The sequence below is a fragment of the Streptomyces glaucescens genome, from assembly GCF_002154375.1.
GTDB classification, from domain to species: domain Bacteria; phylum Actinomycetota; class Actinomycetes; order Streptomycetales; family Streptomycetaceae; genus Streptomyces; species Streptomyces glaucescens.
Genome location: NZ_MUND01000162.1, coordinates 1 through 23,676, shown reverse-complemented (window position 1 = coordinate 23,676; position 23,676 = coordinate 1). Strand labels below are relative to the sequence as shown.

General features: G+C 70.1%; 18 protein-coding genes. 6 read left to right on the top strand and 12 right to left on the bottom strand.

Translation table 11 applies throughout. From position 1 onward, the window contains the following. The 6 genes from CCN42_RS12350 to CCN42_RS12325 form a co-directional block, all read right to left on the bottom strand. Positions 1-3,980 (bottom strand): alpha-amylase family glycosyl hydrolase (locus CCN42_RS12350; RefSeq protein WP_086735361.1); only part of this gene is annotated, 3,980 nt, incomplete at its 3' end. Positions 3,981-4,111: 131 nt separating this feature from the next. Further along, positions 4,112-5,491: an alpha-amylase gene (locus CCN42_RS12345; protein ID WP_086171301.1), complete on the bottom strand. Its 1,380-nt coding sequence runs from the start codon at positions 5,489-5,491 to the stop codon at positions 4,112-4,114. A 118-nt stretch (positions 5,492-5,609) separates the two neighbouring features. Continuing rightward, positions 5,610-7,292 (bottom strand): glycoside hydrolase family 13 protein, encoded by a 1,683-nt coding sequence (locus CCN42_RS12340; protein WP_086735359.1) that lies wholly within the window; start codon positions 7,290-7,292, stop codon positions 5,610-5,612. A gap of 166 nt (positions 7,293-7,458) precedes the next feature. Then, positions 7,459-8,367: a sugar ABC transporter permease gene (locus CCN42_RS12335; protein ID WP_086735357.1), complete on the bottom strand. Its 909-nt coding sequence runs from the start codon at positions 8,365-8,367 to the stop codon at positions 7,459-7,461. 13 nt (positions 8,368-8,380) lie between these two features. Further along, entirely contained in the window at positions 8,381-9,382 is a 1,002-nt protein-coding gene (locus CCN42_RS12330; RefSeq protein ID WP_086171304.1) for a carbohydrate ABC transporter permease, read from the bottom strand. Between the two features lie 99 nt (positions 9,383-9,481). Continuing rightward, positions 9,482-10,750: an extracellular solute-binding protein gene (locus CCN42_RS12325; protein ID WP_086735355.1), complete on the bottom strand. Its 1,269-nt coding sequence runs from the start codon at positions 10,748-10,750 to the stop codon at positions 9,482-9,484. 399 nt (positions 10,751-11,149) lie between these two features. Here CCN42_RS12325 and CCN42_RS12320 point away from each other — a divergent pair, with 399 nt between their 5' ends. Together CCN42_RS12320 and CCN42_RS12315 are read left to right on the top strand one after the other, a co-directional pair. Then, positions 11,150-12,184, top strand: coding sequence for a LacI family DNA-binding transcriptional regulator (locus tag CCN42_RS12320; RefSeq protein ID WP_086735353.1), 1,035 nt, complete (start codon positions 11,150-11,152; stop codon positions 12,182-12,184). 132 nt (positions 12,185-12,316) lie between these two features. Then, positions 12,317-13,195: a phosphatase PAP2 family protein gene (locus tag CCN42_RS12315; RefSeq protein ID WP_086171307.1), complete on the top strand. Its 879-nt coding sequence runs from the start codon at positions 12,317-12,319 to the stop codon at positions 13,193-13,195. A 42-nt stretch (positions 13,196-13,237) separates the two neighbouring features. On the opposite strand, the gene CCN42_RS12310 is transcribed toward CCN42_RS12315, so the two are convergent. After that, positions 13,238-14,137, bottom strand: a complete 900-nt coding sequence (locus tag CCN42_RS12310; RefSeq protein ID WP_086735351.1) for a LysR family transcriptional regulator — start codon at positions 14,135-14,137, stop codon at positions 13,238-13,240. Between the two features lie 92 nt (positions 14,138-14,229). Here CCN42_RS12310 and CCN42_RS12305 point away from each other — a divergent pair, with 92 nt between their 5' ends. Further along, on the top strand, positions 14,230-15,153 hold the full coding sequence (locus CCN42_RS12305; protein WP_086735349.1) for a DMT family transporter: 924 nt from the start codon (positions 14,230-14,232) through the stop codon (positions 15,151-15,153). On the opposite strand, the gene CCN42_RS12300 is transcribed toward CCN42_RS12305, so the two are convergent. Further along, the gene (locus CCN42_RS12300; RefSeq protein ID WP_086735347.1) at positions 15,141-18,137 is read right to left on the bottom strand and encodes a bifunctional [glutamine synthetase] adenylyltransferase/[glutamine synthetase]-adenylyl-L-tyrosine phosphorylase; all 2,997 of its coding nucleotides are present in this window, start codon (positions 18,135-18,137) and stop codon (positions 15,141-15,143) included. The two genes, CCN42_RS12305 and CCN42_RS12300, sit on opposite strands and share 13 nt — an antisense overlap. A gap of 162 nt (positions 18,138-18,299) precedes the next feature. On the opposite strand from CCN42_RS12300, the gene CCN42_RS12295 reads away from it, so the two are divergent. Further along, entirely contained in the window at positions 18,300-18,818 is a 519-nt protein-coding gene (locus CCN42_RS12295; RefSeq protein ID WP_086735345.1) for a pyridoxamine 5'-phosphate oxidase family protein, read from the top strand. 38 nt (positions 18,819-18,856) lie between these two features. After that, positions 18,857-19,306 carry a VOC family protein gene (locus CCN42_RS12290; protein WP_086735343.1) on the top strand — a complete coding sequence of 150 codons (450 nt, stop codon included), beginning with the start codon at positions 18,857-18,859 and terminating at the stop codon, positions 19,304-19,306. A gap of 577 nt (positions 19,307-19,883) precedes the next feature. On the opposite strand, the gene CCN42_RS42550 is transcribed toward CCN42_RS12290, so the two are convergent. Beyond that, the gene (locus CCN42_RS42550; protein WP_158102082.1) at positions 19,884-20,036 is read right to left on the bottom strand and encodes a hypothetical protein; all 153 of its coding nucleotides are present in this window, start codon (positions 20,034-20,036) and stop codon (positions 19,884-19,886) included. Positions 20,037-20,489: 453 nt separating this feature from the next. Then, positions 20,490-21,278, bottom strand: a complete 789-nt coding sequence (locus tag CCN42_RS42095) for a hypothetical protein (protein WP_143661900.1) — start codon at positions 21,276-21,278, stop codon at positions 20,490-20,492. 406 nt (positions 21,279-21,684) lie between these two features. On the opposite strand from CCN42_RS42095, the gene CCN42_RS12285 reads away from it, so the two are divergent. Continuing rightward, on the top strand, positions 21,685-22,014 hold the full coding sequence (locus tag CCN42_RS12285; RefSeq protein WP_086735341.1) for a hypothetical protein: 330 nt from the start codon (positions 21,685-21,687) through the stop codon (positions 22,012-22,014). A gap of 324 nt (positions 22,015-22,338) precedes the next feature. Here the strand turns inward: CCN42_RS12285 and CCN42_RS12280 are convergent, their stop codons facing one another. Further along, positions 22,339-22,764 carry a hypothetical protein gene (locus tag CCN42_RS12280; RefSeq protein ID WP_211294687.1) on the bottom strand — a complete coding sequence of 142 codons (426 nt, stop codon included), beginning with the start codon at positions 22,762-22,764 and terminating at the stop codon, positions 22,339-22,341. A 287-nt stretch (positions 22,765-23,051) separates the two neighbouring features. Then, entirely contained in the window at positions 23,052-23,672 is a 621-nt protein-coding gene (locus CCN42_RS12275) for a hypothetical protein (protein ID WP_086735363.1), read from the bottom strand. Between the last annotated feature and the right edge of the window lie 4 nt (positions 23,673-23,676).

The window sequence follows — 23,676 nt, the reverse complement described above, 5'->3', positions numbered from 1 at the left end:
TCGTTGAGCGCCTTGACCATCTTCCGGAACTCGACCGTGCGGGTGGTGCCGTCCGGGTCGGTGGAGTAGGAGCCCTCGGGGACCGTGTAGTGGTACGGGTCGTAGCCCCAGTTGTAGGCGTCCTTCGCCGCCGCCTTCGCCACGCACTCCTGCTGCTTGTCGGAGTCGGCCGGGAAGGAGGCCAGGTCGCACTCGACGGTCGCCCGGTCGGCCTTCTCCTCCGGGATGGTGGCGATGTCGAAGGCGGGGAGGAGGTGGACGTGGGAGGTGCCCGCGTCGGCGAGCTTCCTCAGGTGCCGGGAGCCGTCGCTGTCCTTGTCCGTGAAGGCCAGGTAGGTGCCCGAGTCGCTCGCCGTGCGGTCCTCGACGGAGAAGTCGCGGATGTGCAGCTCCTGGATCTGGGCGTCCTTCAGCGGCACGGCCTTCGGCTTCTCGTAGCTGTTCCAGCCGCTCGGGGCGAGCGCCTTGTCGGCGAGGTCGACGACGAGGCTCTGCTTCGAGTCGGTGGTGAGGGCGACCGAGTAGGGATCGGTGACCTTGTTGGTGACGATCTCGCGGGTGCTGGGCGCCCAGACCTTCACCACGTACCGGTAGGGCTTGCCCTTCCAGGACGCCGGGCCGGTGACGGACCAGACGCCGGTGGCGGCGTCCCGGCGCATCGGCTTCAGCGAACCGTCCAGCTCCAGCTGGACGCTCTGGGCAGTGGGGGCCCAGACCGCGAGGGTGGGACGGCCCTTGCTGAAGGTGGGACCGAGGTCCGCCCCGGTGGCGTCGTAGAGGTCGTCGAGCACGCCGGCGATCTGCACGCCGGTCGCCGAGAGCGCCGCTCCGTTGGCCGCCAGCTGGGAGGCGACGAGCTGACCGCGCAGGGCCTCGCGGACCCGGTCGCGGTCGCGCGGGTCGACGGACCAGGCGGTGTAGTCCTTCAGGTGCGGGAACTTCGCCTTCTGGGCGTCGGTGAGGGTGGTTCTGTCCAGGCGCAGCCAGCGCTCGTCGGTGCTGGACAGGATTCCGTTCCCGGCCTTGATGGAACCGGTGCGGGAGTACCGCAGCTGGGTGGAGGCGGCGGCGTCCGAGCCGTTCCAGGCGACGGTGTCCCGGTCGATCCAGACCGCCTTGGAGGTGGTCAGGTCGACCGCGGCGGCGGAGCCCGCGGGCTGCGGCAGCAGGTGCTTCTCCTGGCCGCTCAACAGCCACACCTCGTGGCCGTCCGCCCTGAGGTCCAGTGACCGGTCGGTGGGCAGGTCCTTCTCGTCGCCCTTGTGGACGATGTAGCTGAGGCTGGTGGCACCCTCGGTGAGCGGCACCTCGAAGACCGCGCCATAGGCATCAGTCTTCACCGGCTCCAGGGGGTTCGACCACTCGGTGGGGTTCGCGGCTCCCGTCCAGACGTGCAGGCCCCAGCCGTCGTAGTTCCCGTCGGCGCGGTGGTAGTGCAGGACTGCCTTGGTCTTGTCCGGGGCCGGGTAGTCGGCCGTTGGCCGCTCGGTGCGGACGGTGTCCTTGCCCTGCTCGATCCAGACCTCGCCGGTCCTGGTGACGTCGATCGTGCGGTCGGCGGAGACGTCCTTGTTGCCCTGCTGGTCGATCACCAGGAAGCCCACGCTGGAGGCGCCCGGCTTCAGCTTGACGTAGGCGAAGGCGCCGTAGGCGTCCCGGCCGGTGAAGGGGTGGCTCTTCGGCCACTCGGTGGCCTCGCCGTCGGCGAGGTCGCCCCAGGCGTACAGGCCCCAGTCGGCGTAGTTCCCGTCCGCGCGCTTGTAGTGGACGATCGCGTGGTCGCGGGAGGAGGCCGTAGGGACCTCCTCGGCGGGCGGGGTGCCGGTGACGGAGGCCGCCATGGCGCTCGCGGTGCGGCCCTTGGAGTCGATCACCACGGCCTTGTAGCGCAGGGCGGTACCGGCGGGTACGTCCTTGCCGATGGTGTGGGTGACCTTGTACGGGGCCTGGTCGGCGGAGCCGAGGGTCTTCCACTTGCCGTTGCCGGTCTGCGCGGCGAAGACGACCCGGTTGAGCTGTCCGCCCCCGACTCCGGCCGTGAGCTCGACGGTGCCGGTGGCGCCGGGAGCCGGTGCCTCCAGGGTGAGGGTCGGCTCGGCGGCGGGGGCGGGGAGCTTGCCGGACGCCTTGTAGACGACGGCGGATCCGGCGGGGACGGTGACGGTGAGCTTGCGGTCGGCGTCGGAGCGGACGGTGCCGTCCGTGCCGTAGAGGCCGCGGAAGCGCATGTTCGCGGAGCCGGCCGCGAAGGTGGCCGTCTTCGCCTCGTCCGCGTTGTTGAAGGCGACGACGTACTCGGTGCCGGTCTTCGTGTCGGTGCGGGAGACGGCGTAGACGCCGGGGCCGTCGGCGGCGTGGCGCTCGGTCTGGACGCCGTCGGCAAGGGCCGGATGCGCCTTGCGCAGCTTGGCGAGAGCGCTGATCTGCCGGTAGAGCGGTGCTCTCGGGTCGTAGGCGTCCGCCGCGTGGGTGCGGTCGGTGCCGAGCTGGTCGTCGTCCAGGTAGTCGGCGACCTCCGAGGCGAACATCGTCTGACGGGCGTCCTTGTCGCCGCCCGCGCCGGTGAAGCCCTGCTCGTCGCCGTAGTAGACCACCGGGTTGCCCCGGTTGAGGAACATCAGCTCGTTGGCGAGGCGGGCCTTCTTCAGCAGCTCGGCGTCGCTCGCGTCCGGGTCGTCCTGCTTGAGGAAGGTCCCGAAGCGGCCCATGTCGTGGTTGCCGAGGAAGGTGACCTGCTCGTAGGCGTTGGCCTTGTCGGTCGTGTACTTGTAGTCGTCGCCGAAGACCGACGCCAGCTTCTTCGCGCTGCCGCCCTGCGAGGCGTAGGCGCGGGCCGCGTCCTGGAAGGGGAAGTCGAGCGTGGAGTCGAGGCGGCCCTCGGTGACGTAGGGGGCGGTGACGTTCGTGTCGGCGGAGTAGACCTCGCCGAACATGAAGAAGTCGTCCCGGCCCTTCCTCGCCGCGTAGGCGTCGAGGGCGGTGGCCCACTGGGTCCAGAACTCGGTGTTGACATGCTTCACGGTGTCGATCCGGAAGCCGTCGATGTCGAAGTCGCGCACCCAGCGCTGGTAGATCCTCTCCATGCCCTCGACGACCTCGGGACGCTCGGTCCACAGGTCGTCGAGGCCGACGAAGTCGCCGTAGGTGGCGGATTCGCCGGCCCAGGTGGAGTCACCGCGGTTGTGGTACATCGCCGGGTCGTTGAGCCAGGACGGTACCTTCAGGTTTTGCTTGTCGGGGGCGACGACCGGGGTGTACGGGAAGGTGCCGGAGTCCACCGCCGGGAACGTCCGCCTGCCGTCCGCGTAGTCGGCGTCGTCGAAGGGCTCGCCGTCCTTCGTCAGGTAGGGGAAGGCACCCTTGGCGAGGTAGCCGTAGGACTTCTCCTCGTAGTCCACGACGTCGGCGGTGTGGTTGGTGATGACGTCGAAGAAGACCTTCATGCCCTTGGCGTGCGCCTTGGAGATGAGGGTCTCCAGGTCCTCGTTGGTGCCGAAGTGCGGGTCGACCTGGGTGAAGTCGGTGATCCAGTAGCCGTGGTACCCGGCGGAGGCGTTGGCGCCCTCGCCCTGCACGGGCTGGTTCTTGAAGATGGGGGCGAGCCAGATGGCGGTGGTGCCGAGGCCCTTGATGTAGTCGAGCTTCTGCGTCAGGCCCTTGAGGTCGCCGCCCTGGTAGAAGCCCTTGTCGGTGGGGTCGTAGCCGGTGGCGAGGCGGGTGCCGGTCAGACCGCCCCTGTCGTTGGCCCGGTCGCCGTTGGCGAACCGGTCCGGGAGCACGAAGTAGAACTGCTCGCGGGTGAGGTCGTGCCGGGCGGGCGCCTTGGCCAGGGCCGCGTCCGAGGGAGGAGGCGGCGGCGTGGCGGCACGGGCGGCGAGGGGCTGCACGAGGGCGGCGGCGAGCGCGGCGACGGTGACGGCCGCGACCCGTCTGCCTCGTGCGGTGCGGCGCTCGGCAGGCGCCGGCCTGATGGGTATCAAGGTGTGAACTCCTTGCGATGACGGCTCATTGGGTCCGACCCCGGGCGCGACGGTAGCGCCGCGCAAAGTGTTGCAGCAAGGGTCGTGAAAGCGACGGAAAGCAGTTCCACGACCCTTGGCCGGCCGGTCTGCTAGCAGCCGGACTTGCCGGCGTGGATCGCCAGCGCGGTGTGGGCACCGAGGGTGGCGGTGAACTGGCCACTGGAGTTCACCGTCACCGGGGTGTTGCTCTGCACGTTGCAGTACGTCCCCGCGGGCAGCGAGGTCTGGTAGGTGCGGGTCAGGGAGCCGGACTCGTGGTTGATGGCCACGAAGCCCTTGCTGCCGCGTCCGAAGGCGATGGCGTCGCCGCCGTTGTCCCACCAGTTGGTGACGGCCTCGCCGCGGGTGGCGTTGCGGAAGGCGACCATGCGCTGGATCTCGGGCCAGGCGTGCTGGCACTTCCAGCCGCTCTGCCAGCAGGCGTCGACCCGGCCGCCGTTCGGCGGTCCCGCGTCGTGGTCGGTGAACTCGTAGCCGGAGTTGATGTCGGGCGCGCCGTAGGGCCAGGCCAGCATGAAGACGTTGGCCAGGGTGTAGGTGGCGTTGTCCTTGTAGCTGAGCGTGGAGCCGTTGCGCTCGGTGTCGTGGTTGTCGACGAAGACACCGGCGCCGGAGCTCTTGAGGTAGCCCCAGCCCTCGCCGTAGTTCTTCAGGTAGGCGAGGTTCTCGTTGTTGAAGACCCGCTTGAGGTCGTAGGCGTAGCGGAACTCCTGGACGTCGCCGTTGCCGGTGTACTCGGTGGGCTGGACGGCTTCGCCGGCGCCGTGGATGACCTCCTGCTTCCAGTAGACGGAAGGGTTGGTCAGGCGGGACTTGATGTTCGCCAGGTCGGCGGCGTCCATGTGCTTGGCGGCGTCGATGCGGAAGCCGTCGACGCCGAGCGAGAGCAGGTCGTTCATGTACCCGGCGATGGCGCCGCGCACGTAGTTCTCGCCGGTGTCCAGGTCCGCGAGGCCGACCAGTTCGCAGCGCTGGACGTTCCAGCGGTCCTGGTAGTTGCTGATCTGGGCGGTGCAGTCGTCGAAGTCGTACGACGAGTAGAGGCCGGGGTAGTTGTACTTGGTGTACGACGTCCCGCCGGTGCCGGTGCCGTTGCCCGCGGCCATGTGGTTGATGACGGTGTCGACGACGACCTTCACTCCGGCCGCGTGACAGGTGTCGACCATGTTCTTGAAGGCGGTGCGGTCGCCGAGCCGTCCGGCGATCCTGTAGCTGACCGGCTGGTAGGAGGTCCACCACTGGGACCCCTGTATGTGCTCGGCGGGCGGGGAGACCTGCACGTAGCCGTAGCCGGCCGGGCCGAGGCGGGTGGTGCACTCCTTCGCCACCGAGGCGAAGTTCCATTCGAAGAGGACGGCGGTGACGTCCTTGGTGCCGGGAGGGGCGGCGTGGGCGGCGGTGGCGGGCGCCAGGAAGGCTGCCGCCGCGGCGAGCGCGACAGCGCCCGAGACGGTTCTGCTGCTGGCCATGTGGGGTTCCTTCACCATCGAAGGGGTGGTTGAAATCTTGCAGAAACCTTGCGGTGGCCAGATGTTAAAGGCCCGCTGCCCAAAAGGGCAGCGGGCCGTCGGAAGTTGCTGCAAGAAGTTACACAGCCGTGCTGAACCACACCGTGGTGTCGGCGGGCAGCTTCACGTCCCCGTCGCCCTCCAGCACCTCACCGCTGGCGAGCAGCAGCCGCCCGTACGCCGGGGTGGTCACCGACTCGCCGCCGGTGTTGGCGACGCAGGTGAACTCCCCGCGCCGGAAGGCCAGCACGCCCTCGGGCGCCTTCAGCCACTCCACCGCGTCGCCCGCGCCGAGGTCCGGCTGGTCGCGGCGGACGGCCAGCGCCGAGCGGTACAGCTCCAGGGTGGAGCCGGGCACGCCCTGCTGCGCCTCGACGCTCAGTTCGGCCCACTCGGCCGGCTGGGGCAGCCAGCTGCCGCCGCTGCCGAAGCCGTACGACGAGCCGGTGCGGGTCCACGGGATGGGCACCCGGCAGCCGTCGCGGAAGCCGTCCTGGCCCTCGCCGCGGAAGTACGCCGGGTCCTGGCGCACCTCGTCCGGCAGGTCGACGACGTCCGGCAGGCCCAGCTCCTCGCCCTGGTAGACGTAGGCGGAGCCGGGCAGCGCCAGCATCAGCAGGGTGGCCGCGCGGGCCCGCTTCAGGCCCAGCTCGCGGTCGCCGGCGGTGCGGATCTGGGTGCCGAGGCCGGGCGGGTTGGCGAAGCGGGTGGCGTGCCGGGTGACGTCGTGGTTGGACAGCACCCAGGTCGCCGGGGCGTTCACCGGGCGCATGGCCTCCAGCGTGCGGTCGATGACCCCGCGCAGTTCCTCGGCGTCCCAGTGGGTGCCCAGGTACTGGAAGTTGAACGCCTGGTGCAACTCGTCGGGGCGGACGTAGTTGGCGGTGCGCTCGACGGTCGGGGTCCAGGCCTCGGCGACGAAGATGCGCTCACCGGCGTACTCGTCGAGGACGAGCCGCCACTGGCGGTAGATCTCGTGCACGCCGTCCTGGTCGAAGAACGGCATGACATCGTTGCCCAGCAGCTTCAGCTGGTCGTGGGAGCCCAGGTCCGGCAGGCCCTCGGCCTTCACCAGGCCGTGCGCGACGTCGATGCGGAAGCCGTCGACGCCCATGTCCAGCCAGAAGCGCAGGATCGAGCGGAACTCGTCGCCGACCGCCGGGTGGTCCCAGTTGAAGTCGGGCTGCTCGGGGGCGAACAGGTGCAGGTACCACTCGCCGGGGGTGCCGTCCGGCTCGGTGACCCGGGTCCAGGCGGGTCCGCCGAAGATGGACTCCCAGTCGTTCGGCGGCAGCTCACCGTTCTCGCCCTTGCCGGGGCGGAAGTGGTAGCGCTCCCGGAGCGGCGAGCCCGGGCCCTCCGCGACCGCGCGCTTGAACCACTCGTGCTGGTCGGAGGAGTGGTTGGGCACCAGGTCGACGATGATGCGCAGGCCCAGCTCGTGGGCGTCGCGGATCAGCGCGTCGGCGTCCAGGAGGTTGCCGAACATGGGGTCGACGGCCCGGTAGTCGGCGACGTCGTATCCGGCGTCGGCCTGCGGGGAGGCGTAGAAGGGGCTGAGCCACACGGCGTCCACGCCGAGGTCGCGCAGATACGGGAGGCGGGAGCGTACGCCTTCCAGGTCGCCCATGCCGTCGCCGTTGCTGTCGGCGAAGCTGCGCGGATAGACCTGGTAGATCACCGCGTCCCGCCACCAGTCGCGGCGCTTGGCGACGGTGGCGACGGCGGAGTTCGGTGCCGGGTCGGCAGTGTGCTGGCTCATGGCGTCCTTGATGTGTAACCGATTCGAGGTCATGGAAGCGTGGGTACGGCGCGGGGCGCGTGGGGTGACGAGGCGGCCCGGCCGCGGCGACAGCGGGGTCGGATGGACGCCGCGGCCGGGGCCGCCACCCGCGCGGACAGGGCGCGGGAGTCTTCTCGGGCGGCGCTCAGCCCTTCGTGCCGCCCGCGGTGAGGCCGGTCACCAGGTTCTTCTGCACGAGGTAGAAGAACGCGGACACCGGTATCGCGATGAGCACCGCGGTCGCGGCCATCAGGTTGCGCTGGGCGTCGTGCTCGCTCACGAAGCTCTGGAGGCCGACGGCGAAGGTGTACTTCTCGTCGTCCAGCAGGAACGTGGTGGCGAAGGCGACCTCACCGAAGGCGGTGATGAAGCTGTAGAACGCGGCCACCGCCAGGCCCGGCCGGGCGAGCGGCAGGATCAGCCGGAAGAAGGTGCCGAACGGGGAGAGCCCGTCGACCCGGCCGGCCTCGTCGATCTCGAAGGGGATGGTGTCGAAGTACCCCTTGAGCAGCCAGGCGCAGTACGGGACCGCGGTGGAGCAGTAGACGAGGATCAGGCCGAGGTAGGTGTCGATGAGCTGGAGCTCCGACAGGATCTGGTACATCGGCACGATCAGCACGGCGATCGGGAACATCTGGGTGCACAGCAGCACCCACATGAACTTCTTGTAGCCGGGGAAGCGCATGCGGGAGACCGCGTAGCCGGTGGTGGCCGCGATCATCACGCCGATGACGGTGGTGCCGAGCGAGACGATCAGCGTGCTCTTCAGCCAGTCGAAGAAGTTCGTCTCCTGGAGCACGAAGCTGTAGTTGTCCAGGGTCATCGTCGACCAGATGCGCCCCGGGTGCAGATAGTCGTCCTTGTCCGGGCCGAGGGACAGGAAGACCAGCCAGACGATCGGGAAGAGGGCGATCAGGCTCGCGAGGACGAGCAGGCCGTGGGAGGTGAGGGTCCCGGCGAGGCCGCGCCCGCCGCGCCCGCGCGCCTTCGCGGGCGCGGGGGCCTGGCCGGCCTGGTCCGCGGCGGCGGACGTGGTGATGGTCGTGGTGCTCATGGGGGCTCCTGCCTCAGATCGCGGCTTGCTCATCGCGGTTCAGCCAGCGGCGGTAGAAGGAGGTGAAGACGATCAGGACACCCAGCAGCAGGATGCCGTAGGCGGCCGACTCGGCGAACTCGCGCGGCTGCTGTCCGAAGCCGAGCTGGTACGCCCAGGTGACCAGGATCTGCGCTTCGGGGGCGGTGTTGCCGAACAGCAGGAAGATGATCGCGAACTGGTTGAAGGTCCAGATGACGCCGAGCAGGATCACCGTGGAGCTGACCGTGCGCAGGCCGGGCAGGGTGACGTAGCGGAACTGCTGCCAGCGGCTCGCGCCGTCCATCTCCGCGGCCTCGTACAGCGTGCTGTCGATCGACTGCAGGCCGCCGAGCAGCGACAGCATCATGAACGGCACACCGCACCAGGTGTTGACCATGATCGCGGCGAACCGCTGCCAGAAGGTGTCCTCCAGCCACGCCGGGGTGGGCAGGCCGAGGAAGTCGAGGCCGGAGTTGATCAGACCGCTGTCGGCGAGCATGAAGCGCCAGCCGAAGACGGTGGTGAACGTCGGCACGGCCCACGGCAGGATCAGGATCAGCCGGTAGAAGGTGCGCCCGCGCAGCTTCTGGTTGAGCAGCAGGGCGAGACCGAGGCCGAGGGAGTAGTGCAGGGCGACGCAGGCGGCCGTCCAGAAGACGGTCCAGATGAAGTGCGACCAGAAGCGGTCGTACGCGGTCTCTCCCCAGAGGATGTCCGCGTAGTTGTCGAACCCGATGAACTTGTAGGTGGCCTCGATCTCGTTGACGCCGATGGTGCGGGCCGAGTTCAGGCTGTCGGCGTCGGTGAGCGTCAGGTAGAAGCCGTAGGCCAGGGGGTAGAGCACGAGGGCGCCCAGCACGAGGATCACCGGGGCGATCATCGCGTAGGCGTACCAGTACCTCTGGTAGCTGTTCTTGAAACGGCGGCCCAGGCCCGGCCGGGGATCGCGGTCACCGCTCCGCTTGCCGGTCGCACGGTCGATGGCGACTGTCATGGTTCGACACCTTCTGGAAAGTTTCGGTACGGCTCACAGGCCGATGGCCGCCGGATCCTTCCCCCCTCGAGAACCGGAGGATCCGGCGGCCACGCGGGCTTACTTGCTGAAGTCCGGGACCAGCTTGGCGATCGCGGTCTCAGCGTTGCCCAGTCCCTCGTCCAGGGAGACCTTGCCACCGGCGATCTTCAGCAGCTCGTCGTCGAGCGGGCCCCACAGCGAGCTGTACTCGGGCAGCGCGGGGCGCGGCTGGGCGGCGGAGAGCACCGTCTGGTAGCCGGCGATGCCCGGGTCGGCCTTGACCTTGGCGGTGTAGGCGTCGTCGCGGGTCGGCAGCGTGTTGTTCTTCAGGGCGATGGTCTCCTGGGCCTTCGCCGAGGTCATGAAGTTCACGAACTTCAGCGCGGCCTTCTGGTGCGCCTCGTCCGAGCCCGCGTAGACGGACAGGTTGTGTCCGCCGGTCGGGGCGCCGGCCTTGCCGGTGGAGCCGGCCGGGACGGTGGCGATGCCCAGGTTCTGCTTGTCCTTGAAGGCGGAACCCTTGTAGAAGTTCGTGATCTCCCACGGGCCCTGGATGATCGAGGCGACCTTGCCGTTGACGAACGCCTCCTGGATGTGGGCGTAGGCGTCGGCGGTGGTGTCGGCCTTGTGCAGGCCCTTGCCGTCGAACAGGCTCTGCCAGGTCGCGTAGCCCTTCTTGGCGGCGGGCGAGGTGACCGTGATCTTCTTGGCGTCGACGTCGACGGTGTCGGCGCCCTCGCCGTAGAGGAACGACTGGGCGTAGTAGGCCTGGGTGGACCCCCAGTAGCCGTCGACGCCGGTCTTGGCCTTGATCGTGGCGGCGGCCTTCTTCAGGTCGTCCCAGGTCTTGGGGGCCTCGACGCCCGCCTTCTCGAACAGGGCCTTGTTGTAGACGAGGGCCAGGGTGTCCGTGGTGAAGGGGACGCCGTAGGTCTTGCCCTCGTACTTGGCCTGCTCGATCAGGTTGGTCTTGAACTTGTCCTGCTCGGTCAGGGCCTCGGTGCCGTCCAGCGGCAGGAAGAAGCCCTTCTTGGCGAACGCCGGGGTCCAGCCGACCTCGGAGCGCAGCACGTCCGGGGCGCCCTTGGAGCCGGCGGCCGTGTCGAACTTGTTCTGCGCCTGGTCGAAGGGGACGTTGACGTACTTGACCTTGATGCCCTTGTTGGCGGCCTCGAACTCCTTGACCAGCGCCTGGTACGTCGGCGCCTCGTTGGTCGCGTTGGAGGTGTCCCACCAGGTGATGGTGACCGGCCCGTCCGAGCTGTCGCTGCTGTCGTCTCCGCCGCAGGCCGTCGCCGCGAGGGCGAGGGACGCCACCAGCGCGGTGGCCGCTATGCCACGCCGCATGAGTTCTCCTTGAGGGTGAAAGCCCGAGTGGTGGGCCGCCTGGGCCCTGACAGGGCGCGGCCCCGTCTGCCACTCCCTGCCGACTTGCCGACTGTGCCGATGGGGGAGGCAGCCGGGCGACGTGAACGTAACAGCGATGCAATAGTTGCGAAAGACCTTGCAGAAAAAAAGTGCAAGGCATCACCGAAGTTATCCGTGCGTGACCTGCCGTAGACCGCTGTGAGACCGTTGTTCTACGGCCTTGAGCGGGTACGGTCGGTGTTGTGCAAGACTTGCAAGCTCTTGCCGTTCATTTCATGAGGGGACGCCATGTCGCAGCAACCCGCAGTGCGCCGGTCAACTCGCACCCGGCGCCCGGTTGGTGGGCAAGCCGACACCCGGCCGGTACAGTCCCACCCTGTGACCACACGGCTTGCGGACATCGCTGCGCAGGCGGGGGTGAGCGAAGCGACCGTCAGCCGCGTCCTCAACGGGAAGCCCGGCGTCGCCGCCACCACCCGCCAGTCCGTGCTGGCCGCCCTCGACGTCCTCGGCTACGAGCGCCCCGTGCGGCTGCGGCAGCGCAGCGCCGGCCTGGTCGGGCTGATCACGCCCGAGCTGGAGAACCCCATATTCCCGGCCCTCGCCCAGGTCATCGGACAGGCGCTGACCCGGCAGGGCTACACCCCCGTGCTCGCCACCCAGACCCCGGGCGGCTCGACCGAGGACGAGCTGACCGAGATGCTGGTGGACCGCGGCGTCGCGGGGATCATCTACGTCTCCGGACTGCACGCCGACACCACCGCCGACATGCAGCGCTACGAGCAGCTGCGGGCCCAGGGCGTGCCGTTCGTCCTCGTCGACGGCTTCTCGCCGAAGGTGCAGGCGCCGTTCATCTCCCCCGACGACCGCGCCGCGATGACCCTCGCGGTCACGCACCTGGTCTCGCTCGGCCACACCCGGATCGGGCTGGCGCTCGGCCCGAAGCGGTTCGTGCCGGTGCAGCGGAAGATCGACGGGTTCGTCCGGGCGGTGCAGGAGCAGCTGGGGCTGGCCGCCGACGTGGTCGAGTCGGAGCTGATCCAGCACTCGCTGTACACCCTGGAGGGCGGCCAGGCCGCCACCACGGCCTTGATCGACAGGGACTGCACCGCGGTGGTGTGCGCCAGCGACATGATGGCGCTGGGCGCGATACGCGCGGCCCGCCAGCTCGGCCTGGAGGTCCCCCGGGACGTCTCCGTGGTCGGCTTCGACGACTCCCCGCTGATCGCCTTCACCGATCCGCCGCTGACCACCGTCCGCAAGCCGGTGCCGGCCATGGGCCAGGCCGCGGTGCGCACGCTGCTGGAGGAGATCGGCGGGACGCCCGCACCGCACAGCGAGTTCGTGTTCATGCCGGAGCTGGTGGTGCGCGGTTCGACCGCTTCCGCCCCTGGGGACCGGAATCGTCCGTAAGGCGGAGAGCGCCGAGGCCGGGCGCGGTACGCCCGTAGTACGGAGGGTTGTCCGGCGGTGGTAGAACATGCGACCAGGACCCGACCGGGGGATGATCGGGGAGGGAACGCTTTTCTGGCAGACTCTGTGCCCATGAGTGAGACGACCGTGACGACCCCGGAAGGCCGAGAAGAGGCCGTTCCGCAGACCGTCGCGGACGATGTCGCGGATGAATCGGGACAGAGCGCGCCAAACGTGTTGCGCCGTCTGCGCGCACCGCGCCGTCCGCGGCTGTGGTTCGAGATCCTGCTGATCGCGGTGAGTTACTGGACGTACTCCCTGATCCGCAACGCCGTGCCCGAGCAGAAGGCGCAGGCGCTGCGCAACGCGGACTGGATCTGGAAGGCCGAGCAGCAGCTCGGCATAGCCGTCGAGCAGTCGGTCAACCACACGATCAACGCCGTGACTTGGCTGATCGTGGGCATGAACTACTACTACGCGACGCTGCACTTCGTGGTGACGCTCGGCGTGCTGGTGTGGCTCTACCGCAGCCATCCCGGCCGCTACGCGGCGACCCGCCTGGTGCTGTTCGCGACGACCGGTGTCGCGCTGGTCGGCTACTACCTGTTCCCGCTCGCCCCGCCCCGCCTGATGAACGGCGGCGGCTTCATCGACACGGTCCTGGTCCACCAGACCTGGGGATCGATGGCCTCCGGCGACCTGAAGCACATGTCCAACCAGTACGCCGCGATGCCGTCGATGCACATCGGCTGGTCCCTGTGGTGCGGACTGACCCTCTTCGCGCTGGCCACCGTCCCGTGGGTACGGGTGCTGGGCCTGCTCTACCCGACGGCCACGCTGGTCGTCATCGTCGCCACCGCCAACCACTTCTGGCTGGACGCGGTGGGCGGCCTCCTCTGCCTGGCCTTCGGCTACGGGGTGGTCCGCGTCTGGTACGGCGCGCTGCCGCACGCCCTGCCGAGGCTGGCGCACCCGCCCGCGCCCCGGGCCCTGGTGCCGACCAAGGCGTGACACCCCCGCCTGGCCGCGCACCGTCCCGTGCGGAAGACCCGCCTACGGGACCGCCGGCCCGCCCCTCGCCGCCTCGCGCAGTGCCTCCAGGAACGCGGTCAGAGCGGGCTGTGCGGGCGTCGTCGGGCGGAGGGCGACGTGGATGGTGCGGGCCGGTTCCGGGGCCTTCAGGCGCCGTACGACGACGTCCGGGTGCCGGCCGCCGAGGCCGAGGCGCGGGATCAGGGTGACGCCCAGGCCCGCCGCGACGAACCCCTGCGCCGTGAGGTAGTCCTCGCTGTCGACGACGAACCGGGGCCGGAAGCCCGCCGCCGCGCAGGCCGCGAGCTGGGCGTCCAGGCAGGGCCCCGGCCACTCGCTGCCCACCCACGGCTCGCCCGCCAGTTCCGCCAGGTCCAGGCTGCGCCGGGCCGCCAGCGGGTGCCCCTTGGGCAGGACGGCGAGGTAGGGGTCGTCCAGCAGTCGCAGCAGCCGTACGCCGTCCTGGACGCCGTCCCCGGCGGGCTCCGGCCGGCCCACCACCAGGGCCAGGTCCGCCCGCCCCTCACGCACGTCCGGGAGCGGGTCCTGGGGATCGGCCAGCCGCAGCTCCACCTGCACTCCCGGGTGCAGCGCCCGCAGCCGCGCCACCGCCGGGGCGACCAGCGCGGCCCCGGCCGTCGCGAAGTAACGCACCGAGAGCCGGCCCGTGCGCCCCGCCAGCAGATCGGCGAGCGCGGTCTCGGCCTCGGCGACCTGCCGGGCGATCGCGTCGGCGTGCTCGGTCAGCAGCAGGCCCGCCGCCGTGGGCCGCACCCCGCGCCCCACCCGCTCCAGCAGTTCCGCGCCCGCCTCCTTCTCCAGCGCCGCGATCTGCTGGCTGACCGCGGACGGGGTGTACCCGAGCCGGGCCGCCGCCGCGGTCACCGAGCCGCTGCCGACCACGGCCCGCAGCACCTGCATCCGTCGCACATCAAGCTGCATGTAGTCCAGCTTAACCATGCATCCAGAACTCTTCACTTGTCCTCAAGCCGGAACGCGCGGACCGTGGAGGCATGTCCCTCGCTTCCAGCCTCCGTATGGCCGTCCTCGCCCTCCTGTGGGGCTCCGGCTTCCTCTGGATCAAACTCGCCCTCAACCACGGCCTCTCCCCCGCCCAGATCACCATCGCCCGCTGCGTCCTCGGCACCGCCGTCCTGCTGCTCCTGGCCCGCTGGGCCGGCCAGCGGCTGCCCCGTGACCGGGCCGTCTGGGGGCGTCTCGTGGTGGCCGCGCTGTTCTGCAACGCCCTGCCGTTCGCCCTGTTCAGCCTGGGCGAGCAGACCGTCGACTCGGGCATCGCGGGGGTGCTGAACGCGACGACGCCGCTGTGGTCACTGCTGATCGGCGTGCTGCTGGGCACCGATCGCGGCCTGGGCCGGACCCGTCTGGCCGGGCTGCTGCTGGGCTTCGCCGGCACGCTGCTGATCTTCGCGCCCTGGCAGCGTTCGGGGCTGCTGAGCTGGGGCGCGGCGGCGCTGCTGGCCGCCGCCGCGAGCTACGCCGTGGCGTTCGCGTACATGGCCCGGTACCTCACCGACCGCCGGGCCCCGCTGGCGCTGTCGGCGGCGCAACTGCTCACCGCCACCGCCTGGACGGCGTTCGCCCTGCCGGTGGCGGGGCCGGTGGACACCGACCTCACCGCGCTCCTCGCGGTGACCGCGCTCGGGGTGCTCGGCACCGGCGTGACCTTCCACCTCAACTACCGCCTCATCGCCGACGAGGGCGCGACGAGCGCGGCGACGGTCGGCTACCTGCTGCCGGTGGTGTCGGTGGCGCTGGGCGCGCTGGTGCTCGGGGAGGACGTGGGCGCGCGCGTGGTGGCGGGCATGGCGGTCGTGCTGCTCGGGGTGGCGATGACCCGGCGCGCACCGGCGGAACCGGAGCCGGCGCCGGTGAGCGCGGTGCGGGGCTCGCCGCAGGCCGCTCAGGCGCCGTAGAACAGCTCGTCGACCACGCCCCGGGCCCGGCGCGTCGTCCGCCGGTACGCGTCGAGCATGTCGCCCACGTGCCCCGGCCCGTACCCCAGGTAGCGGCCCACGGCGGCCAGCTCCCGTACGTCCGACGGGAAGGTGTCCCCCGCCCGGCCCCTGACCAGCATCACCGCGTTGCGCACCCGGGTCGCCAGGACCCAGGCCTCGTCCAGGATCTCCGCGTCCTCGGCGGAGATCAGCCCGGCCTCGCGGGCCGCCGCCAGCGCCTCGCGGGTCCGCGTGGTGCGCAGCGCCCCGTGGGCGGCGCCGTGCCGCATCTGAAGGAGCTGTACGGTCCACTCGACGTCGGACAGGCCGCCCGGACCGAGCTTGGCGTGCAGCTTGGGGTCGACGCCGCGGGGCAGCCGCTCGGACTCCATACGGGCCTTCAGCCGCCGGATCTCGCGCACGGCCTCCTCGTCGAGCCCGCGCGCCGGGTAGCGCAGCGGGTCGATCAGCTCGACGAACCGGCGGCCCAGGTCCGCGTCCCCGGCGACCGGCTCCGCCCGCAGCAGGGCCTGGGACTCCCAGACCAGGGACCAGCGGCGGTAGTACGCCCCGTACGACTTCAGGGAACGGGCGAGCGGCCCCGACTTGCCCTCCGGGCGCAGGTCCGCGTCGATCAGCAGCGGCGGGTCGGCGCTGGGGATCTGGAGCAGGCGGCGCATCTCGGAGACGACCCGGGTGGCGGCCTCCCCGGCCTCCCGCTCGTCCACGCCCTCGCGCGGCTCGTGCACGAAGAGCACGTCGGCGTCGGAGCCGTAGCCGAGTTCATGGCCGCCGAAGCGGCCCATGCCGATGACCGCGAACCGGGTCGGCAGCTCGTCGCCCCAGTTGTCGCGCACCACGGCGCGCAGGGTGCCCGCGAGGGTCGCGGCGGTCAGGTCGGAGACGGCCGCGCCGACCCGGTCCACCAGGGCGCCCTGATCGGCCTCGGCGGGCCGGTCCTCGGTGCCGTAGGAGCCGACGATGTCGGCGGCGGCCGTGCGGAACAGCTCGCGGCGGCGGACGCCACGCGCCGCGGTGACCGCCTGCTCGGCGGTCCCGGCCCGGCCCACGGCGGCCAGGATCTCCTGCTCCAGATGGGCGCGGGTGCGCGGCTCCAGGCCGCCGCCGTCGCCGTCGCCGAGCAGCGCCACCGCCTCCGGGGCGCGCATCAGCAGATCGGGGGCGAGCCGGCCGGCCGACAGCACCCGGGCCAGGTTCTGCGCGGCGGCGCCCTCGTCCCGCAGCAGCCGCAGGTACCAGGGCGTCTTGCCGAGCGCGTCGGACACCTTGCGGAAGTTGAGCAGACCCGCGTCGGGGTCGGCGGAGTCCGCGAACCAGCCCAGCAGCACCGGCAGCAGGGTGCGCTGGATGGCCGCCTTGCGGGTGACGCCGGAGGCCAGCGCCTCCAGGTGGCGCAGGGCGGCGGCGGGGTCGGCGTACCCGAGGGCGACGAGGCGTTCGCGGGCCGCCTCGGGGCTGAGCCGGGCCTCGCCGGGGGCGAGCTGGGCGACCGCGTCGAGCAGCGGCCGGTAGAACAGCTTCTCGTGCAGCCGGCGGACGACGGCCGCGTGCCGCTTCCACTCGCGGTTCAGCTCGCCCACCGGGTCGGAGCGCAGCCCCAGCGAGCGGCCGAGGCGCCGCTGGTCGGCCTCGCCCTCGGGGACGAGGTGGGTGCGGCGCAGCCGGTACAGCTGGATGCGGTGCTCCATGGAGCGCAGGAAGCGGTACGCGTCCTCCAGCTGGGCGGCGTCCGCACGGCCCACGTAGCCGCCGGCGGCGAGCGCCCGCAGCGCGTCCAGGGTGGTGCCGCTGCGCAGCGAGGCGTCGGCCCGGCCGTGCACCAGCTGGAGCAGCTGCACGGCGAACTCGACGTCCCGCAGCCCGCCGGGCGCCAGCTTCAGCTCGCGCTCGACCTCGGCGGCCGGGATGTTCTCCACCACCCGCCGCCGCATCTTCTGCACGTCGGCGACGAAGTTCTCCCGCTCGGCGGCCTGCCACACCAACGGGGCGAGGGCCGCGACGTACTCCTCCCCCAGTTCCACGTCGCCGGCGACCGGGCGGGCCTTGAGCAGGGCCTGGAACTCCCAGGTCTTGGCCCAGCGCTGGTAGTACGCGAGGTGGCTGCTGAGGGTGCGGACGAGCGGGCCGTTGCGCCCCTCGGGCCGCAGGTTGGCGTCCACCGGCCAGATCGAGCCCTCGACGGTGGTCTCGGAGCAGATCCGCATCATGTGCGAGGCCAGCTTGGTGGCGGCCTTGAGCGCCTTGTTCTCGTCGGCGCCGTCCACCGCCTCGCCGACGAAGATGACGTCCACGTCGGAGACGTAGTTCAGCTCGTGGCCGCCGCACTTGCCCATCGCGATCACCGCCAGCCGGCACAGCGCGGCGTCGTCGGGCGCGGCGGCCCCGGCGATCCGCAGCGCGGCGCGCAGGGTGGCGGTGGCCAGGTCGGCCAGCTCGGCGGCGGCCTGGGCGACATCGGTCGTGCCGCACACGTCCCGGGCCGCGATGGACAGCAGGCAGCGGCGGTAGGCGACGCGCAGCGTGACCGGGTCGCCGGCGTCGGCCAGGCAGCGCTCGAACTCCTCCACACCGGGGTGCAGATCGCGCGGCTCGTACATGGCCAGCGCCTGCCAGTCGGCGGCGTGCCGGGCCAGGTGCTCGCCGAGCGCGGCGGAGGCGCCGAGCACGCCGAGCAGCCGGTCGCGCAGCGGCTTGTTCGCGATGACCGTGTCCAGCAGTCGCCGGCGGGCGGCGGGGGACGGCTGGGCCTCGAGCAGCCGGACCAGGCCGTGCAGCGCGAGATCCGGATCGGCGGTGGCGCCCAACGCCTCCAGCAGGACCGGGTCGTTGCGCACGGGCGCCAGCTCGGCGCTGTCCAGCAGCCGCTCGGCGGAGGTGGCGTCGGTGAAGCCGTGCCGCAGCAGCCGTGTGAAGGTACTGCTCCTGCGCCCCGGCGCCGTCATTCCAGGCCTCCCGTCCGGATCACGTCGTACGAGATCGAGGTCGTACGAGATCGACGTCGTATGTGCCGAGCCTAACCGGAGCGGGCAGCGACGGTGCCGATGAGTTCGCCGGGCGGACGGGGTCTGTACTCGTGAACCTGGGAGGACGTGGGAGGACCGCTCATGACGACCGACGGACAACCGCACACCCGGCTCGATCCGCGCTACAGCGACGGGACGGCCACCGCGACACCCTGGGAGCAGGCCGAGAGGCTGCTCGCCGCGGCCGAGCTGTTCTGGATCTCGACGGTACGCCCGGACGGGCGGCCGCACGTCACCCCGCTCCCGGCCGTCTGGTCGGGAGGCGCCCTGCACTTCTGCACCGGGCCGCAGGAGCGCAAGGCCCGCAACCTGGCGGCGAACCCGCAGGTGGCGCTGACGACCGGCACCAACATCTGGAACCGCGGCTACGACCTGGTGGTCGAGGGCGAGGCGGTGCGGGTGACGGACGACGGGCGGCTGCGCGAACTGGCGGCGGCCTGGGAGGCGAAGTACGGCGACTTCTGGCATTTCGAGGTCCGGGACGGCCTGTTCCACCACGGTCCGGGACACGCCGTCGTGTATCGGGTGGCGCCGCGCACCGTTTTCGGCTTCGGTAAGGGGCAGCCGTTCAGCCAGACGAGGTGGCGGTTCGGTGCGTAGCCCTGCACGACGCCGGCGTCGACGAAGGAGTGGCCTTGATGGACCTGACCCTCGAAGTGATCCCGCTGCCCGTCAGCGACATCGATCGCGCCCGGGATTTCTACCGCGACAAGGTCGGCTTCCACGTCGACATCGACCAGGAGGTCATGCCGGGCATGCGCATCGTCCAGCTGACCCCGCCCGGCTCCGGCTGTTCGATCGCCCTCGGCGACAGCGTCTGGGAACTGACCAAGGGCCCGAAGCCGACGCCGGGCTCCTACCAGGGCCTCCAGCTGTGTGTGGCCGACATCGAGGCGGCCCGGGCGGAGCTGCTGAAGCGCGGCCTGGAGGTGTCGGAGCCGGTGCGGTACGCGGAGGACGACGGGGCGACGTTCATGTACTTCAACGACCCGGACGGCAACGGCTGGTCGATCCAGGAGTACCGGAGGCGGGCGACGGAGCCGCTGTACCGGGTGCTGGCGGAACTGGCGCGCAAGCAGCAGCAGTAGGGCGGGGCCGCGGGAGGCAGGGGCGGTGCGGCTGCGCCGGGCGCGGCACCCCCTCCTGACCGAGGAGTGCGCCAGGCCCCGCGCCGCCCGAACCGGCCGCCCGGGGCCGGCGGCCCACCGCCGACGGCCCCGCACGCGGTGCGGTGCTACAGCACCGGCAGGTGTTGCGCAGGAAGTGGTGAGGGATGGGAGCCACCTCGGGCGAGCGGCGTCGGTGCAGCGCTGGCTGTCTACCGAGGGGCTGTTGGTGGTTGTTGTGGTTCCCCTGGGTCGCCCTTTGACGGCCCAGGGACGGCCCGGCTCTGAAGCGGAGCAGACCGTTGAACACCGATTTAGGAGCCGCCGTGTCCCCAGCCGATCGGAGCGTACGCACCGGGCCGCGGGCGGGTGCCTACGTCCGGTGCTGTTGGTTCACCTGTGGATGTCAGCATGAGCCGCTCCAGGGACGTGCAGCGGGCCTGCTCCCACCTCCTAGAGGCGTAGGCTGAGACTGCAGCATGTGATGGTTGCGCCGCACCAGTCGGCACATGTGCGAGCACGTCGCCGGGCCGTCCGTCCATAATCCTCGCGGCCCCAATCACGCGGTCTGCTCGATCGCGGAATCGCGCTTTCCAGCTGCAGAAATCACTAAAAGGGCAAGCGAAATGATCATCGCGTTGAAAAACTCTTTCAAGCTCGCGATCGCGATCGTCGCGATTCTGGCATCGTTCGCCGCTATCTCGCCCGTCATGTCTAGTGCACCCGCTGTCGCGGCCCCGAGCTGGTGCGCGGATCCGCCCTGCCGGGCCTCCTCGCGTCCCGCCGTACCCCCGTCGGTTCCCCCGGGTTACCCAACGGCGGACCAACAGGGGAACGCTCCGCAACCGGCTCCGCAGATCGGTCGTCGCTGAAGCGAGTTTCCAGCGATCAGTGGACAGACAAAGAGCGGGACCCAGTAAGACTGGTTCCCGCTCTTTGGCACTGTGGTTCCCCGTCGGTTCCCGCTGGATCGGGCACGGGAGGGGCACGGCCCACCTTCTGACCCGCAGCTCTACAGAGATCGGTCACCAGGGGTCATGGTGGCCGCCGCACGGTGCCTCGGAGCGGCTGACGGTCGTGGTCGATCGCAGCGGTTGCTGTACTTCGTTGCTGTACAGCAGCGGTCGGCTGGCGCAGCGATGAATGTAATCACTGCCGCTCCCGCTCAGGCGCCCGCGTTCTCAGCAACGCAGACATACATGGGCGGTTGTACACCGCCCTCGTTCGGAAAGTCCAGAACACCCGGATAGGTCATCCTTGTGCCCGGATAGGAACCCTCGCAGTATTGAGGACTGTCCGAGAAGACAGAGGTGCCGTCCGCCTGGATCACCTGTCCGTCTGAGCCGACCAGGTAGGCACCACACTGATAGCCCGCAGCGTTCACGAGAAGGGTGGCGTCCTTCCCTGCGCCATCGCTGCTGCCCATCCATGCGAGACAGTAGGTGGCTCCGGGATCCCCTCCGGTGGCTGGCTGCGAAATAATGTGGATGGCCTGGAGAGGCACGGGGCCGCCGCACAGTCCTTCGATGCCGTCTACATGCCAGGGCGCGCCAGCAACACAGACCTCGGCCTTCGGCCTGCAGTCAGCTGGGCCTTCAGGCGTCTTGTAGGTCACCGGGATGCACGACGGCGATGCGCCCGCAGAGCGGGACGGTGGGGCGCTCGACGAGGTAGAGGTCGGCTCTCGGGTTGTCGGCAAGGTTGCGGTGTTCTCGTGTCCGGTCGCTGCGGCGCTGCGTGCTGCCTGGGGGAGCGTCTTCCCGTCGGGAGCATGACCCGATCTCGTCTGCTGGTTCAGGACCAGGGCAAGGCAGACGCCAACAACTGCTGCAACCGCTCCCCCGGCCAACGTCGCCTTCCAAGGGAACTGCGTCGGTCGGGAGGCTGCTTCGTCGCGGATGACGGGGATCACGGGGATGTTCTCCAGCGTGTCCCCGTTGTGGAAGGCAAGCACTTCATCAGGGCGCGGCGGTCGCTGCGGTACTGGTGGTGTGCTCACGGTTCCCCCTGATTGCTGTGCGTGACGGTCACGTTAGGACACCTCAGACACGGGCAAGGCGAATTGGCTGGAAGCGCAACATTGTCGTGATTCGCCTGCACTGGCGACCTCCCGGTCCGGGGAGCGACATGCGCAACCGGCGCCACCACGTTGCCAAGCCAGATGCACGCTTTCCAACTGTGGTGGTGGTCCGAAGCGACTCGGACGGGGCCGTTCACGTGCGTTCATGGACGGCCGACCGTGGCAGCGCCCACCGCCTCCGGTCCCGTCTGAACTACCCTGAACGGCCCTGAAAGAGACGGAAAGTGAGACGGACGGCGGGGCCGGGCTCGCTAGCATCGTGGCTGTTGAAGGGGGCGTCATGGCACTGGTCCGCAAGGGATCACGACGGATCGTTGTCGATGGCACGGTCTACCGCTGGCGACTGCGAGGCAGGCCGACGTGCTTCCAGGGCCTGGCCTGGTCACCGTGTTCGTTCGCGGTCGAGCATGCGGCCACCCCGGGTATGACGCTCGTGGTCATCACCGACCAGCCGCATCCGAGTAACTGGATCGGTCGTGAGGCTGAGCCTGTACTGCCGTCCGGTGTTGCTGCGGCTGTTCGGCTCGCCCTGCGAGCGGGCTGGACTCCGACGGCTCCGGGCTCCGCATTCCACCTCGACCAGTCCGCCGGCTTCACACCTTCGAACTGACCGGATCCGGGGAGTAGTTCGTGCGACCTCAGCCGACGACAGTCAGCCACGATGGCGGGTGCGTCAACGGATCAGGTGTGCGTGTGCCTCGCTGCACCCCCACTGGCCTCGGCCACGCCATGTCGTCGACCAGAGCAAGCCGTGGCGGCGGAAGCGGGTGGTGAGACCTTGGGCGACGACCTCTTCGTCCCGAAGCAACTCAGGCGAACGCCTGATCTTGGGACGGTGCGCCACTCACCTGCTGCGATGGTCCGGAGGTGTGCGCAGTTGTCCGCCGCTGTCTGTCGTCGTTGTCACGCAGTTAGACACTCAAGGTGCTTGATCTCAGGTCTCCGCCGGACCAGCTCCATGGCGTTCGTAGAGCTGTTTCACTTGCTTGACCCAGAAGTCGAACGTCTCATCGGCCGACGCGCTCATGGGCAGAAGCCGAAACTGTTTGGCCAACTGGTAGAAGCCAGAGCCAGCGTCGTTGGCACCCAGGTAGTTCACCAGGGCCGAGAGCATGACAGGCGGGTCTGAGGGGGCGATTTCCTGGTCTCGTTCCACGATCAGTCCGAGCAGATGTCCCATGGCGGCCCGTTCGTCAGCACGCTCGAAGTCGAAGGGACGGCAGCCGGTTCGCCTGGCCAGAGTCGCGTTGAGCTCCGTGTACGAGGTGAGCTTGCCCAGCTTCGCTCGCTCGACGAGGAAGCCACGACCGGCATGTACAAGCTCTTCCCATTCACTGTCCGCGCGGCCGTATCCAGGCATCCCCGCCCCCTGAGCTACATCGATCCGTGAGCGGGAACGTACAGTGCCGGCGCAGTGCCCACAATCGCTCGATGGGCTAGTCACTGCAGTTCCCGGTCACGGCGAGAAACACCCCATCTTGCCCGACCGCCACCCCTGGGGGGAAACCCGTAGAGCCGGAGGGCCCTGACCTGCGGATTCGCGACTGTGGGGGCGGGGCTGACTGTCACCGTTGGTCGGCCTCGGGGAGCCTCGGACGGCCCAGGGACGGCCCAGGCACCAGCCGCCTCGGTGTTAGCGGCTTGCGATCACTCCAGCGGAACGGGAGCCACGGAGAGCTGTTCGCTGTACAGCCAGGTGAAGGTACGGTCCGGCTCCAGGTGAGCCTCGCCCCAGTGGATGACGTGTATCCCGTTCTCCACGTCGGCGGTGAAGAACACGCAGACGAGTTCTGTGGAGGCTCCCAGCTCCTCGAAGGCCTCGTGCAGCTCCAGGTACTCCTCCGTCGTGAGGTCGTCACCGAGCTCGAACAGGCCCTCCTGTGGGTCCGGCCCGTGCGCCGTCAGCAGCCGCTGGCGCGTCGAGGATGTGTTAGCGGGGAGCCGAGCGCGTTCGAGGGGCCGCGGCCTGTCTGCGTACCTATAGGGGAAGAGGGCGTGATCATTGATCACCGCATACTCGTATCCGCGCACGTCGCGTACGGCTTCGCCCAGCTGCCGAGCCATGTCTGCCAGGTTTTCGCGCACGGCTTGGGCAAGGGTGTACCCGTACGGGCCGCGCCTCTTCAGCCCGGCCGCGAGATGGGCCGCGTGACCCTTCGCGTGCGCCTTGGCCAACTGCACCGGCACCGCCGCGGCAACCCTGCCGGCCTGCCGCCCGAACCGCTCCACCGCCCACTCCGACGGCACGACCGACTCCCCACCCGACAGGGCC